This window comes from Erwinia sp. S43 (genome assembly GCF_016624745.1).
Taxonomy (GTDB): domain Bacteria; phylum Pseudomonadota; class Gammaproteobacteria; order Enterobacterales; family Enterobacteriaceae; genus Erwinia; species Erwinia coffeiphila.
Genome location: NZ_JACVTX010000003.1, coordinates 119,448 through 133,783, shown reverse-complemented (window position 1 = coordinate 133,783; position 14,336 = coordinate 119,448). Strand labels below are relative to the sequence as shown.

Annotated in this window: 14 protein-coding genes and 2 tRNA genes; 9 read left to right on the top strand and 7 right to left on the bottom strand. The window is 53.2% G+C overall.

Going from position 1 to position 14,336, the window contains the following annotated elements; all coding sequences use genetic code 11:
• Nucleotides 1–165 precede the first annotated feature (165 nt).
• The 3 genes from IBT47_RS04805 (at nt 166) to IBT47_RS04795 (ending at nt 3,897) form a co-directional block, all read left to right on the top strand.
• Nucleotides 166–717: an NAD(P)H nitroreductase gene (locus IBT47_RS04805; protein WP_200559618.1), complete on the top strand. Its 552-nt coding sequence runs from the start codon at nt 166–168 to the stop codon at nt 715–717.
• Between the two features lie 153 nt (nt 718–870).
• The gene (gene selD / locus IBT47_RS04800) at nt 871–1,917 is read left to right on the top strand and encodes a selenide, water dikinase SelD (protein WP_105595238.1); all 1,047 of its coding nucleotides are present in this window, start codon (nt 871–873) and stop codon (nt 1,915–1,917) included.
• An 18-nt stretch (nt 1,918–1,935) separates the two neighbouring features.
• Nucleotides 1,936–3,897, top strand: coding sequence for a DNA topoisomerase III (locus tag IBT47_RS04795; RefSeq protein WP_200559617.1), 1,962 nt, complete (start codon nt 1,936–1,938; stop codon nt 3,895–3,897).
• A gap of 74 nt (nt 3,898–3,971) precedes the next feature.
• On the opposite strand, the gene IBT47_RS04790 is transcribed toward IBT47_RS04795, so the two are convergent.
• The 6 genes from IBT47_RS04790 to IBT47_RS04765 all read right to left on the bottom strand — a co-directional run bounded on the left by IBT47_RS04790 (nt 3,972) and on the right by IBT47_RS04765 (nt 7,117).
• Nucleotides 3,972–4,367, bottom strand: coding sequence for a pyrimidine (deoxy)nucleoside triphosphate diphosphatase (locus IBT47_RS04790; RefSeq protein ID WP_200559616.1), 396 nt, complete (start codon nt 4,365–4,367; stop codon nt 3,972–3,974).
• Nucleotides 4,367–5,173, bottom strand: coding sequence for an exodeoxyribonuclease III (gene xthA / locus IBT47_RS04785; RefSeq protein ID WP_200559615.1), 807 nt, complete (start codon nt 5,171–5,173; stop codon nt 4,367–4,369). Before xthA ends, IBT47_RS04790 begins: the two co-directional genes overlap by 1 nt.
• A gap of 163 nt (nt 5,174–5,336) precedes the next feature.
• Nucleotides 5,337–5,421, bottom strand: a tRNA-Tyr gene (locus tag IBT47_RS04780).
• A 117-nt stretch (nt 5,422–5,538) separates the two neighbouring features.
• A tRNA-Tyr gene (locus tag IBT47_RS04775) sits at nt 5,539–5,623 on the bottom strand.
• A gap of 144 nt (nt 5,624–5,767) precedes the next feature.
• Nucleotides 5,768–6,616, bottom strand: a complete 849-nt coding sequence (gene purU, locus IBT47_RS04770) for a formyltetrahydrofolate deformylase (RefSeq protein WP_105595234.1) — start codon at nt 6,614–6,616, stop codon at nt 5,768–5,770.
• 39 nt (nt 6,617–6,655) lie between these two features.
• Complete coding sequence (locus IBT47_RS04765; RefSeq protein WP_200559614.1) at nt 6,656–7,117, bottom strand: YchJ family protein; 462 nt, start codon at nt 7,115–7,117, stop codon at nt 6,656–6,658.
• 174 nt (nt 7,118–7,291) lie between these two features.
• Here IBT47_RS04765 and rssA point away from each other — a divergent pair, with 174 nt between their 5' ends.
• The 5 genes from rssA to IBT47_RS04740 all read left to right on the top strand — a co-directional run bounded on the left by rssA (nt 7,292) and on the right by IBT47_RS04740 (nt 12,795).
• Nucleotides 7,292–8,197, top strand: coding sequence for a patatin-like phospholipase RssA (gene rssA / locus IBT47_RS04760; RefSeq protein WP_105595232.1), 906 nt, complete (start codon nt 7,292–7,294; stop codon nt 8,195–8,197).
• Nucleotides 8,198–8,292: 95 nt separating this feature from the next.
• Nucleotides 8,293–9,306, top strand: coding sequence for a two-component system response regulator RssB (gene rssB, locus IBT47_RS04755; protein ID WP_105595231.1), 1,014 nt, complete (start codon nt 8,293–8,295; stop codon nt 9,304–9,306).
• 193 nt (nt 9,307–9,499) lie between these two features.
• A complete protein-coding gene (gene galU, locus IBT47_RS04750) occupies nt 9,500–10,408 on the top strand; it encodes a UTP--glucose-1-phosphate uridylyltransferase GalU (RefSeq protein ID WP_105595230.1) in 909 nt (302 codons plus the stop codon).
• A gap of 24 nt (nt 10,409–10,432) precedes the next feature.
• The gene (locus tag IBT47_RS04745) at nt 10,433–11,773 is read left to right on the top strand and encodes a UDP-glucose/GDP-mannose dehydrogenase family protein (protein WP_200543804.1); all 1,341 of its coding nucleotides are present in this window, start codon (nt 10,433–10,435) and stop codon (nt 11,771–11,773) included.
• A gap of 14 nt (nt 11,774–11,787) precedes the next feature.
• On the top strand, nt 11,788–12,795 hold the full coding sequence (locus tag IBT47_RS04740) for an NAD-dependent epimerase (RefSeq protein ID WP_200559613.1): 1,008 nt from the start codon (nt 11,788–11,790) through the stop codon (nt 12,793–12,795).
• Nucleotides 12,796–12,911: 116 nt separating this feature from the next.
• Here the strand turns inward: IBT47_RS04740 and hns are convergent, their stop codons facing one another.
• Entirely contained in the window at nt 12,912–13,319 is a 408-nt protein-coding gene (gene hns / locus IBT47_RS04735; RefSeq protein WP_105595227.1) for a histone-like nucleoid-structuring protein H-NS, read from the bottom strand.
• A 298-nt stretch (nt 13,320–13,617) separates the two neighbouring features.
• Between hns and IBT47_RS04730 the strand changes: the two genes are divergently transcribed.
• Complete coding sequence (locus IBT47_RS04730; RefSeq protein ID WP_200559612.1) at nt 13,618–14,241, top strand: thymidine kinase; 624 nt, start codon at nt 13,618–13,620, stop codon at nt 14,239–14,241.
• The last annotated feature ends 95 nt before the right edge of the window (nt 14,242–14,336 follow it).

Genomic DNA, 14,336 nt, shown 5'->3' with positions numbered 1-14,336 from the left:
CCGTCAGGGTACAGGGTTAAAGTTAACGCGCCCCTTAACGGACAGTAACGTTCAACATCCTAAATAGCAGGGGCTGAATTGTCAGCAGGAAAAAGGACAATGCTGTAACAAAACATCATCCTGTGCTAGTTTCAGTCCACTTTACGCCCCCATCAGGAGGAAATTATGGACGCTCTGGACTTACTGGTTAATCGACGCTCGGCCTCGCGCCTGGCCGATCCCGCTCCGGCGGGCGATGCACTGGACAATATTCTGCGTGCCGGTATGCGCGCGCCCGATCACGGCACGCTTCAGCCGTGGCGCTTTATTATCGTCGAAAATGAGGGGCGCGATCGCCTCAGTGCGCTGCTGGAAAAAGTGTCACGTGAAGCCAGCCTGGATGATAAAGCGATTGAGAAAGCGAAACAGGCCCCGTATCGCGCACCGCTGATTATCACCGTCGTTGCCCGTTGCGACGACCATCCCAAAGTGCCGCGCTGGGAACAGGTTGTTTCGGCGGGCTGTGCAGTGATGGCTATGCAGATGGCTGCCGCTGCTCAGGGCTTCAACGGTATCTGGCGAAGCGGTGCCTGGACCGAAGATGAATCTGTCCGCCAGGCCTTCGGCTGCCGTCCTCAGGATGCCATCGTCGGCTTCCTCTATCTGGGCACGCCGCAGCTGAAAGCGGCGACCACCGTATTACCGGTCGACAGCGCGCCGTTTGTCAGCTATTTCTGATTGAATCAGGTCCTTTTTACCGTCAGGGTTGTGAGCGGCCCTGCAATTCGCCGGGATAATAAGCGAATGGTCCGCGATTAAGGTCGGCAGGCTTACACCCGTCTGCCCGATCCGCTACCATAATATCTGGTGAAGCTAAAAGGGACCTTCTTCATGAATCAGAATACGATCCGCCTGACGCAGTACAGCCATGGTGCAGGCTGCGGCTGCAAAATCTCCCCCCAGGTTTTAGATACCATTCTGCACAGCGACCATCCGCTCCGACGCGATCCTAATCTGCTGGTTGGCAATGAAACCCGGGATGATGCGGCCGTGTACGATCTGGGCAACGGTACGGCTGTGGTCAGCACCACCGATTTCTTTATGCCGATCGTTGATGACCCCTATGATTTCGGACGTATTGCCGCCACTAACGCAATCAGCGATATCTGGGCGATGGGCGGAAAACCGATTATGGCGATTGCCATTCTGGGCTGGCCGGTGAACGTTTTATCACCGGAAGTTGCGCGGCGGGTGATTGAAGGCGGTCGCAGCGTCTGCGAGCAGGCCGGGATTAGCCTGGCCGGTGGCCACTCGATTGATGCCCCGGAGCCGATCTTCGGCCTTGCCGTCACCGGCGTGGTCGAGACGCACCAGGTTAAAAAGAACAGCGAGGCGCAGGCGGGCTGCCGCCTGTGGCTCAGTAAGCCGCTCGGTATTGGCGTACTGACCACCGCCGAAAAGAAATCGCTACTGCGCCCTGAGCATCAGGGACTGGCGACGGAGGTGATGTGTCAGCTTAACCTGCTGGGTGCCGAAGCGGCAGGGATCCCCGGCGTCTGCGCAATGACCGACGTCACCGGTTTTGGTCTGCTTGGCCATCTCGGCGAGATGTGTCAGGGCGCGGGCCTGCAGGCCGACGTGCAGTTCAGCGCGATCCCGCGGCTGCCCGGTGTCGATGACTACATCGAGCTGGGCTGTGTGCCGGGGGGAACGGCGCGCAATTTTGCCAGCTATGGGCAACTGATCGGTGAGATGACCGAGACACAGCGCAGCCTGTTGTGCGATCCGCAAACGTCGGGTGGCTTGCTGATGGCGGTATTACCCGAAGCGGAGGCTGCACTGCACGCCGCAGCAGAAAAACATGCGGTTTCACTGACCGCAATTGGTGAACTGAAAAAGGCTCAAACCGGACGAGCCATGATTGAAATTAAACCCTGAGCAGGAATTGAGTCCCGGATGCGTCTGTTTATTGCCGAAAAACCCAGCCTTGCCCGCGCGATTGCGGATGTCCTGCCGAAACCTCACCGCCGTGGCGATGGTTTCATCGCCTGCGGTGACGATCAGGTTGTCACCTGGTGTGTGGGGCACCTGTTAGAGCAGGCGCAGCCCGACAGCTATAACAGCCGCTTTGCCCGCTGGTCGCTGGCTGATTTACCCATTGTGCCGGAAAAGTGGCAGCTGCAGCCGCGCCCGTCGGTGGCGAAGCAGCTTAACGTGATAAAAAAGCTGCTCGGTGAAGCCAGCGAAGTGGTTCACGCCGGAGACCCGGACCGCGAAGGTCAGCTGCTGGTGGATGAAGTACTGGATTATCTGACCCTACCGGCGGAGAAACGTGCCGCCGTGCAGCGCTGCCTGATTAACGATCTTAATCCGCAGGCGGTAGAGCGCTCCATTGGCCGACTGCGGCAGAATCGGGAATTTATTCCGCTGTGCGTCTCGGCGCTGGCGCGTTCGCGCGCTGACTGGCTCTACGGCATTAATATGACCCGCGCCTACACGCTGCTGGGGCGTAATGCGGGCTATGACGGCGTGCTGTCGGTCGGCCGGGTACAAACCCCGGTGCTGGGGCTGGTAGTGCGGCGAGATGAAGAGATTGAAAACTTTGTGCCGAAGGATTTCTTTGAAGTGAAAGCGCACATCGTCACTCCGCAGGATGAGCGTTTCGTTGCTCTGTGGCAGCCCAGTGAATCTTGCGAACCGTATCAGGATGAAGAAGGGCGTCTGCTGCATCGCCCGCTGGCCGATCACGTGGTCGCTCGCATCGGTGGTCAGCCAGCGCTGGTTACCAGCTATAACGACAAACGTGAAAATGACACCGCGCCGCTGCCGTTTTCACTTTCCAGCCTGCAAATTGAAGCCGGTAAGCGGTTTGGCCTGAGTGCCCAGATGGTGCTGGATACCTGCCAGCGGCTGTATGAAACCCACAAGCTGATTACCTATCCACGTTCGGACAGCCGCTATCTGCCTGATGAGCATTTCTCCGGCAGGCATGCAGTCCTCAATGCGATTAACAGCCATCAGCCGGATCTGACACCGCCCGCCGATTTTAACAGCGATATTCGTAACCGCTGCTGGGATGACAAAAAGGTGGATGCCCACCACGCGATCGTACCGACCGCGCGCAGCAGTCGGGTGTCGCTGAATGAAAACGAGCAGCGAATTTATCGTTTGATTGCCACCCAGTATCTGATGCAGTTCTGTCCTGATGCGGTTTACCGTAAATGCGTGATTGAACTGGATATCGCCGGAGGAAAATTTATTGCGAAAGCACGTTTCCTGGCGGAGGCCGGCTGGCGCGCGCTGCTGGGCAGCAAAGAGCGTGACGAAGAAAACGACGGTACGCCGCTGCCGGTGGTCGCGAAAGGTGATGAGCTGCTGTGCGAGCGCGGCGAAGTGGTAGAGAAACAGACGCAGCCACCGCGCCCCTTTACCGATGCCACACTGCTGTCGGCAATGACAGGAATCGCGCGTTTTGTGCAGGATAAAGATCTGAAGAAGGTGCTGCGCGCCACCGACGGTCTGGGCACCGAAGCGACGAGAGCGGGTATTATCGAACTGCTGTTCAAGCGCACCTTCCTGTTCAAGAAAGGGCGCTATATTCACTCCAGCCCGGCGGGAAGGGCGCTGATTCACTCATTACCTGAAATGGCCGCCCGCCCGGATATGACCGCGCACTGGGAATCCACGTTAACGAAAATCAGTGAAAAACAGTGCCGCTATCAGGACTTTATGCAGCCGCTGGTGGATACGCTGTACTCGCTGATCCATCAGGCTCGCCAGCAGCCTGCGGCACATGCCTTCCGCGGGCTGCCCGCACCTTCGTCAGGCCAGGCGAAGAAGCCGCGTCGTAAAGCTGCCTCGTTAAAGGCGGGTGCCGGGCGGTCTGGAGAGCTGAATGCGGGTAACGATAGCGTCTGATCCGTGAGCACGATGTTGCGGGATTTTGATAATAAACTCCCGCATCAGGCAATCAGGCAATCAGGCCGTAAAGCTTAGCGCTGCAAAAATGCTTCAAGTAGAGGGATATCAGCGGGAGCCAGTGCAAAGCTGAATGCCTCCGGCGGTTCCACCCAGACCAGGGTCTGATGGCAGAGTGCCGTCGGTTCACCCGTGAAATCTGTCACCAGCCAGGCATGGAGATTGATTTTGCGTTCCCCAACAACCCGGCTTTCGCTGGCGATGTAATCACCAATGACGGCATCGATCGCCAGTTCTTCCATCAGCTCACGTTTTAGCGCCTGCGGCTGGCTTTCATCGGCGTCAACCTTGCCGCCGGGAAATTCCCACAATCCGGACTGGTCCCCCTGCGGACCACGTTGGGCCAGCAGGAGCATACCGTCTCGCACAATCATTGCGGCTACGACTTCCAGCTCGTTAGTGTTGGACATCAGAAGGCGAACTGCGCCCAAATCGGCGCGTGGTCGGACGGTTTTTCCATGCCGCGAATATCGTAATCAATACCGGTTGCCGTGCAGCGTTCAGCCAGTGTTTGGCTGGCCAGCAGCAGATCAATGCGCAGACCGCGATTGTCATCGAAGCCTTTAGAACGGTAGTCGAACCAGGAGAAGCGGTCGTTAACTTCGCTATTTTGCGCGCGCCAGGTGTCTACCAGACCCCAGTTCATCAAACGATCCATCCATTCACGTTCTTCCGGCAGGAACGAACATTTCCCGGTGCGCAGCCAGCGCTTGCGGTTGTCTTCACCAATGCCGATATCCAGATCGCTACTGCTGATGTTCATATCGCCCATGATCAGCACCGGATTTGCCGGGCTTTGATTCTGTTCCAGATAGTTTTGCAGGTCGCGGTAGAATTTTTCCTTCGCCGGAAACTTGATTGGATGGTCGCGGCTTTCCCCCTGCGGGAAGTAGCCGTTAATGACCGTCAGCAGGCCCGCTGGAGTTTCGATATCAGCCATAATAATACGACGCTGTGCGTCTTCATCATCGCCGGGGAAACCACGGCGGACGGCAACCGGCGCGGCTTTGCAGAGCAGGGCAACGCCGTAGTGGCCCTTCTGGCCGTGATAGAACACGTTGTAGCCGAGCTTTGCGACCTCTTCCAGCGGAAACATATCATCGTGAACCTTAGTTTCCTGCAGGCCGATAACGTCCGGTTGATGCTGTTCAACAATCGCGGCGAGCTGGTGAGGGCGAGCGCGTAGCCCGTTGATATTAAAGGAGACAAATTTCATAGCGTGGGCCATTTCGTGGCGAAAAGATGGCGGAATGGTAGCAGAAGTCTGGCAGAAATGTCATCTGTTGCCGAAATGAAACGTGCGGCAAAATCGAACCAATACAGTATTTGAAATTCAGGTTGTGAAGCTAAAAAAGATAAGAGAGAGATGATGTTCGAAATGGTGGTGGGGGAAGGATTCGAACCTTCGAAGTCGATGACGGCAGATTTACAGTCTGCTCCCTTTGGCCGCTCGGGAACCCCACCAGGGGAAGCGTGTTAACAATTCACAGTACAACGAAAACAAAACGAATTTCATTTTCTCATCACTTCTGCAGTCGCAGAAAGAATGAAGCCTGACTTCAACCGAAAACGTGGTTGAAATGGTGGTGGGGGAAGGATTCGAACCTTCGAAGTCGATGACGGCAGATTTACAGTCTGCTCCCTTTGGCCGCTCGGGAACCCCACCACTGGCCTTGCTACTGTGCTTGTTAAGCGGGGCGCATCATATCAAATGAACTGACGCTGTAAAGCCCCGTTATTCATAAAATAGCGCGTTCGCCGATTTTTTACCCGAACTGCTGTTTTGTAAGGCAAAACAGCAGTATCGGCATCACAAAATAATCGTGCGGTTGCCGTAAACAAATACGCGCTGTGCCAGCACCTGATACAGCGCACGGCTCAAAGCATTTTTCTCTACGTCACGACCCGCGCGCATCATATCTTCAGCGGTGTAGGTGTGGTCCACGTGGATTACGTCCTGCATGATGATTGGGCCTTCATCCAGGTTATCGTTCACGTAGTGTGCGGTTGCGCCGATGATTTTCACGCCGCGCTCATAGGCCTGGTGATAAGGGCGGGCACCAATAAAGGCCGGCAGGAACGAGTGGTGAATGTTGATAATCTGGTTCGGATAACGCTGAACAAACGCCGGAGTCAGCACACGCATATATTTCGCCAGCACCACATAATCCGGCTGATAGCGATCGATGACCGCTGCCATATTATTGTCATGCTCTTCACGCGTCAGTCCTTCGTGGCTGACCAGCGCGAACGGCACATCAAAGCGTTCAACCAGCGTGCGCAGGGTTTCGTGGTTGCCGATAACGGCAGCGATTTCGACATCCAGCCCGCCGTAGGCGCTTTTCATCAGCAGATCGCCGAGGCAGTGGGCTTCTTTAGTCACCAGAATAACAATGCGGCGGCGACCGGCTGGCTGCAACTCGCGTACCGATCCGGTAGGAAGTGCGCTGTCGAGATCGGCCAGCAGGGTGGTATCGTTAAAGATGCCTTCCAGTTCGGTACGCATAAAGAAGCGCCCGGTACGGTGATCGACGAACTCATTGTTCTGGACGATATTCAGTTCGTGTTTGTAACAGATGTTGGTAATTTTCGCGATCAGCCCTTTAGCATCCGGGCAGATGGTGCGTAAAACTTTTCGTTGCAGTGTTTGCGCTTGCATTACGATGGTAATCCTGTCGATACAAAAGGGAAATCAGGGTCAGTTCTGACCGCAGCATTTCTTGTATTTTTTGCCAGAGCCACAGGGGCACTGATCGTTGCGCCCGATTGGCGGGAAGGTTCCGTCGATATAGTACCAGCGTTGCTCCTCACGAAGAAAGCGCGAACGTTCATGAATAAAGCTTTCGCGCTGATTTTCCGTAAAGCGCGCAAAAAACGTGACATATCCCTGAGCGCAATCAGCCGTGATTTCACTGCTGATGACGTTAAGTCCAAGCCATTGTGTGGCGACATAGCTCTCTTCGATGCTCTCTGCAAAACGCTCCGCATGACAGGAAGGATGCCAGCTATCGATCAAATAGCGGGTATTACGTTTGACGTAGGCACAGTAGCGGGAACGCATTAATACTTCTGGTGTTGCAGGGAGTGACGCACCTTTTAGATACGATTCGCAACATAAGCTATACTGCATTCCGCTACCGCAAGGACAAGGTTCAGACACGTTGGCTCCAGCTCGTTCAATACGGTTAATTCAGAATTTGTGCGCTGATAGTAACCGACCAGAGGCAGCGATGCCATTTTGATGGTTCTGAGCTCCCCGTTGAGTCTCTTTATCGCCGGGGTGTGGCAATAAAAACGGATGCAGGTATATGCAGGTATTCTTGCCAGAGGTGGAATGAGAAAAATTAAAATCGGGCTGGCGCTGGGCTCAGGGGCGGCGAAGGGTTGGTCACATATTGGAGTGATTAACGCACTCGAACGGGCTGGTATTCGTATTGATGTCGTCGCGGGCTGCTCCGTTGGCGCGCTGGTAGGGGCTGCCTACGCCAGCCGACGGCTGCCGCTGATGGAATCCTGGGTGCGATCGTTCAGCTACTGGCAGGTTATTCGTCTGATGGATCTTTCGTGGCAGCGCGGCGGCCTGCTGCGCGGGGAACGAGTGTTTAGCCACGTTAAACGACTGATAGCCAATGACAATATTGAACAGTGCAGCCTGCCTTTCGGCGCCGTGACCACGAATTTGAGTACCGGACGAGAGCTGTGGCTGACCGAAGGCGACCTCCATCAGGCGGTCAGAGCATCCTGCAGTATGCCCGGTCTGCTGTCGCCGGTTGCCTGGAATGGCTACTGGCTGGTTGACGGTGCTGTGGTGAATCCAGTACCTGTTTCGTTAACCCGCGCGCTGGGGGCCGATATTGTCATTGCTGTCGATCTGCAGCATGACGCACATCTGATGCAGCAGGATCTGTTTTCCGTTACGCCGCAGCCGGAGGGCAGCGAGGCAAGCCAGCCGCACAGCTGGGGCGGGCGGCTGCGTCAGGGGCTGGGGCGATTGGTGCAGAGAAAAGTTAACCATTCACCCAGTGCGATGGAAATTATGTCCACCTCGATACAGGTGCTGGAGAATCGCCTGAAGCGTAACCGTATGGCGGGCGACCCGCCGGATGTGCTGCTACAGCCGTTCTGCCCACAAATTTCTACGCTGGATTTTCATCGCGCTGATGAAGCCATTGAGGCAGGAAGATTGTCAGTAGAAAAGAAAATGGATGAATTACTGCCACTTGTCCGCGACAGACAATAGCGTAATCGATTTATCGTGCGGAGATAGCCATTTCAGAGAGGCAAATCTGCGATTTATAGACCACTATTGAGGTATCTGTCTTGCTGGGGAGAACAATGGAAAAACCGTTAAGTGGAAAACGCATTCTCATCGTTGAGGACGAAGTTGTTTTCCGCTCCCTGCTTGATAACTTCCTCAGCTCACTCGGCGCGCAGATAAGCCTGGCAGATGACGGCGTTCAGGCTCTGGAACATCTGCAACGCAGCACGCCTGATATGATGATTTGTGATCTTGCCATGCCGCATATGGATGGGCTGACGCTGGTTGGCCAACTGCGTAGTAAAGGCCAGACGTTGCCAATTCTGGTGATTTCCGCCACGGAGAACATGTCAGATATTGCCAAAGTACTGCGGCTGGGTGTGCAGGATGTGTTGCTGAAGCCGGTTAAAGATCTGGCCCGGCTGCGCGAAGTGGTTTTTGAGTGCCTCTATCCCTCAATGTTTTCCTCGAAAGTCGAAGAAGATGAACAGCTGTTCCAGGACTGGGATGCGCTGGTCCGTGACCCTTCTGCCGCAGCTAAACTCCTGCAGCAGCTGCAGCCGCCGGTCCAGCAAACCATTGCCCACTGCCGCATAAACTATCGGCAGCTGACGATGGCCGAACAGCCGGGGCTGGTTCTTGATGTGGCGGCACTATCGGAGAAAGATCTGGCATTTTATTGTCTGGATGTGACCCGTGCCGGAGATAATGGTGTGCTGGCCGCACTGTTATTACGTGCATTATTTAATGGCCTGCTTCAGGAGCAATTGTCCGGCCAGTCTCAGCGCTTGCCGGAGTTAAGCGGATTGCTTACTCAGGTTAATCAATTATTACGACAGGTTAATCTGGAAGGACAATTTCCTTTACTGGTTGGTTATTATAACCGCGACCTGAAAAATCTGATTCTGGTTTCCGCCGGACTGAATGCCGCGCTCAGTATCCACAGCCAGCAAATTCAACTCAGTAACGGCGTACCGCTCGGTACGCTGGGCAGTACACATCTTAATCAAATCAGCCAGCGTTGTGATGCCTGGCAGTGCCAGGTGTGGGGCGCTGGTGGCCGGCTGAGATTAATGCTGAGTACGGATTAACCAGTCACGCTCCTTTCTATTCGCCCGGCAAGACAGAGGCATCGATAAGCTTTACACTTGGGTAATAGTCTTAATTTTTGCATAAATGAATTTACCAGGATAAATCCACGCGGGTCTAACTGGTATACTCACTCTGTTTTTAAACTCGACATATCAAGTAATAACTTGAACGGCCTAAATGAGAGGTATTTTGATGTCTGCCCATAATTCTAAAGTCAAAAAAGCGGTAATCCCGGTTGCAGGTTTGGGAACACGTATGTTGCCAGCAACCAAAGCGATCCCTAAAGAGATGCTGCCGCTGGTTGATAAGCCGTTAATTCAGTATGTCGTTAACGAGTGTATCGCGGCAGGAATTAATGAAATTGTGCTGGTTACGCACTCTTCTAAGAACTCCATTGAAAACCACTTTGACACCAGCTTCGAATTGGAAGCCATGCTGGAAAAACGCGTTAAGCGCCAGCTGCTGGAAGAGATCCAGTCAATTTGCCCACCGCACGTGACCATTATGCAGGTTCGTCAGGGTCTGGCAAAAGGTCTGGGACATGCGGTGATGTGCGCATGGCCAGTGGTGGGCAACGAACCGGTTGCAGTGATCCTGCCGGACGTGATTCTGGACGAGTACGAATCCGATCTGTCTAAGGATAACCTGGCCGATATGATCCGCCGCTTCGATGAAACCGGCCACAGCCAGATTATGGTTGAACCGGTTGCTGACGTGACCGCCTACGGTGTTGTTGACTGTAAAGGTGCGGAACTGAAAGCCGGTGAGAGCGCGCCGATGGTAGGCGTGGTTGAGAAGCCGAAAGCCGATCAGGCACCGTCTAATCTGGCGGTAGTGGGTCGTTACGTGCTGTCTGCGGACATCTGGCCGCTGCTGGCGAAAACCCCTCCGGGTGCCGGTGATGAGATCCAGCTGACCGACTCTATCGCTATGCTGATGGAAAAAGAAACCGTTGAAGCCTATCACCTGAAAGGCGTCAGCCATGACTGCGGTAACAAACTGGGTTACATGCAGGCCTTCGTTGAGTACGGTGTTCGCCACAACACGCTGGGCAGTGATTTCAAAGCGTGGCTGGAAAGCACCGTAGGCAGTAAAAAATAATTTCATTATAACCGGGACAACACAATGAAAGTCACCGTATTTGGTATCGGTTACGTCGGACTGGTGCAGGCTGCTGTTCTGGCAGAAGTTGGACATGACGTTCTCTGCATCGATGTTGACGCAAATAAGGTCGAGAATCTTAAGAAAGGTCAGATTCCAATTTTTGAGCCAGGGCTGACTCCGCTGGTGATGCAGAACTATGAGGCCGGTCGCCTGAAGTTCTCCACGAACGCCGAGGAAGGGGTGAATCACGGTGTGATGCAGTTTATCGCCGTGGGAACGCCGCCGGATGAAGACGGTTCTGCCGACCTGAAGTATGTCACTGCCGTGGCGCGGACTATCGCCCAGCACATGACTTCACACAAAGTGGTGCTGGATAAATCCACCGTACCGGTAGGCACCGCCGACCGCGTGCGTCAGGTAATGGAAGAAACGCTGAAAGGACGCGGTGTTGAACTGACCTTTGATGTCGTGTCTAACCCGGAATTCCTGAAAGAGGGTGCGGCAGTCAACGACTGTATGCGTCCTGAGCGTATTGTTATTGGTACCGACAACGATGAAGTTGTTGAGCTGCTGCGTGAGCTCTATGAGCCATTCAACCGCAACCATGACCGTATGATCCTGATGGATATTCGCAGTGCTGAGCTGACCAAGTATGCGGCAAACTGCATGCTGGCAACCAAAATCAGCTTTATGAATGAAATCTCCAACCTGGCCGAGCGTCTGGGCGCAGACGTTGAGAAAGTACGTCAGGGGATTGGTTCTGATTCACGTATCGGTTACTCCTTTATCTATCCTGGCTGCGGCTACGGTGGTTCCTGCTTCCCGAAAGATGTTCAGGCGCTGATCCGTACTGCCGAGCAGATTGGCTACACGCCGCGTCTGCTGCAGGCGGTAGAAGACGTGAACGATTCGCAGAAGAACAAGCTGCCGACCTTTATTAAGCATCACTTCGGTGACAACCTTGAGGGCAAAACCTTCGCTCTGTGGGGCCTGTCATTTAAGCCTAACACCGATGATATGCGTGAAGCGTCAAGCCGCGTGCTGATGGAAGCACTGTGGCAGGCAGGGGCGACCGTACAGGCGTTCGACCCGGAAGCGATGGATGAAGCACAGCGCATCTACGGTCACCGCAGCGATCTGAAGCTGATGGGCACCAAAGAAGCGGCGTTGCAGGGTGCCGATGGCCTGGTCATCTGCACCGAGTGGCAGAACTTCCGCGCACCTGATTTTGATGTGATTAAAGATGCCCTAAAAGAAGCCGTGATTTTTGATGGTCGTAACCTGTATGATCCAGAAAGAATCAGCAAACGCGGTTTTGTCTATTATGCAATCGGCCGCGGAGCATCTCTAAACATTGCATAATTGAAGAGGCAAGTATGAAATATCTGGTTACCGGCGCAGCAGGATTTATTGGCTTTCATGTCACTCAACGCCTGCTTGATGCCGGTCACCAGGTTATCGGTATCGATAACCTGAATGATTATTACGATGTTAATCTGAAAAAATCTCGCCTCGAACTGGTTAACAACCATCCCGAATTTACCTTTATAAAAATTGATCTTGCCGACAGGGAAGGTATTGCCAGTCTGTTTCGTGAGCAGCGTTTCCAGCGCGTAATTCACCTTGCCGCCCAGGCCGGCGTGCGTTATTCACTGGAAAATCCCCTGGCGTACGCAGACGCGAATCTTATCGGTCATTTAAATATTCTTGAAGGCTGTCGCCATAACCAGGTTGAGCATTTACTGTATGCCTCTTCCAGCTCGGTATATGGCCTGAATCGTAAACTGCCATTCTCTACGGATGATTCCGTTGACCATCCTGTATCGCTGTATGCGGCAACCAAAAAAGCCAATGAGCTGATGTCCCATACCTATTCTCATCTGTACGGTATTCCTACCACCGGACTGCGTTTCTTTACCGTCTATGGCCCCTGGGGACGCCCGGATATGGCGTTGTTTAAGTTCACTCGCGCTATTCTCGCGGGTGAAAGTATCGACGTTTATAATAATGGCGAAATGCGTCGGGACTTTACCTACATCGACGATATTGCCGAATCTATCCTGCGCCTGCAGGACATTATTCCCCAGCGCGATGAAAACTGGACGGTTGAAACAGGAAACCCGGCCAGCAGTTCAGCACCTTATCGGGTCTACAATATCGGCAACAGCCATCCTGTGATGTTAATGGACTATATAAAAGCGCTGGAGAATGCGCTCGGGCAGACGGCAACGAAGAACATGCTACCGATGCAGCCGGGTGATGTACTGGATACCAGCGCGGATACCAGCGCGCTGTACAAGGCAATCGGCTATAAGCCGCAGACCGCAGTGGCGGAGGGCGTTGCGCGCTTTGTCGCGTGGTACAGAGACTTTTATCAGGTTTGATGATGAATAAAAAAAAGGAAGCTTACGCTTCCTTTTTTACTGATGCCTGGTGATAAAAAATAAAACTAAATAAACGCACACACTGTGTGCGTATTAGAGGCGGACTCTAAGAGAAATTACAGCAGGAAATCGTCCAGCTGCTTACCTTGTTCTTCGATTGCTTTCTTGATTACTGCCGGGGTGCGGCCTTGGCCGGTCCAGGTTTTCGTTTCGCCGTTCTCTTCAACATACTGATATTTCGCCGGGCGCGCCGCACGCTTAGATTTACCTGGTGCTTTGGCCGCTGCAAGGCTGGAAAGTAATTCGTTCGGGTCAATGCCGTCAGCGATCAGCATATCGCGATATTGCTGCAGTTTGCGAGTGCGTTCTTCAACTTCGGCCTGCGCCTGATTTTCTTCATCGCGGCGCTCATTAACCACAACTTCCAGTTTCTCCAGCATTTCTTCCAGAGTTTCCAGGCTGCATTCTCTTGCCTGCGCACGCAGCGTACGGATGTTGTTCAGAATTTTAAGTGCTTCGCTCATTGTCCACTTCTCTAATTTATATTGATAGGAATACTTCTTGCCCGATAATAATAGTAGTGACGATAGCGAACTGCAATAGCTAATTGTCTGAGGAATAGAAAACAACTAATAGACACATATTATACAGTTTAAAAGCCGGGTGATTATCGATTGCGGCAGAAATAAAATCGATATCGGCTATCAAACCAACAGGCGTACATAGCAGTTAAACCCCTAATAATAATTAGCTTATTACCATCAAAACGCAAAGATTATGCTACACTTCGCGCATCATTTATGACCTGCGGAGTAAGGGCCGATGGCTCAACTTTATTTCTATTATTCGGCGATGAACGCCGGTAAATCCACGGCTTTGTTGCAGTCTTCTTATAATTATCAAGAGCGCGGAATGCGTACGATGGTGTATACCGCTGAATTTGATAATCGTTTCGGCACGGGGCGGATTGGCTCACGAATTGGCCTCTCTTCTCCGGCCAGACTTTATAGTAACGAGACTTCACTATTTAGTGAAATTAAGGCTGAAAGCCTTCTCGAACCCGTTCACTGTGTCTTGCTCGATGAAAGCCAGTTTCTTACACGTGCTCAGGTCAAAGAGCTGGCCGACGTTGTCGACCTGCTGGATATCCCCGTGCTTTGCTACGGGTTACGTACTGATTTTCAGGGTGAATTGTTTAGCGGCAGCCAGTACCTGCTGGCATGGGCTGATAAGCTGGTGGAATTAAAAACCGTCTGTCACTGTGGCAGAAAAGCCGGGATGGTTCTGCGCCTGAATGAACAAGGCAAGCCGTTTAAAGAGGGGGCGCAGGTACAGGTAGGCGGAAATGAAAGTTATGTTTCCGTCTGCCGCAAGCACTACTACGAAGCGCTGGAAACCGGTTCCTCTCGTGCTATTTTTGGTAATCAGCATGGCACAGAAGGATAAATCCGCTTAATTTTCCGGCTTGAGAATATTCCTGGGCGAGGTTAAGACAACCTAACCGTTCTGCCTGGCAAACTATTTATGAACGCTAAAAATAA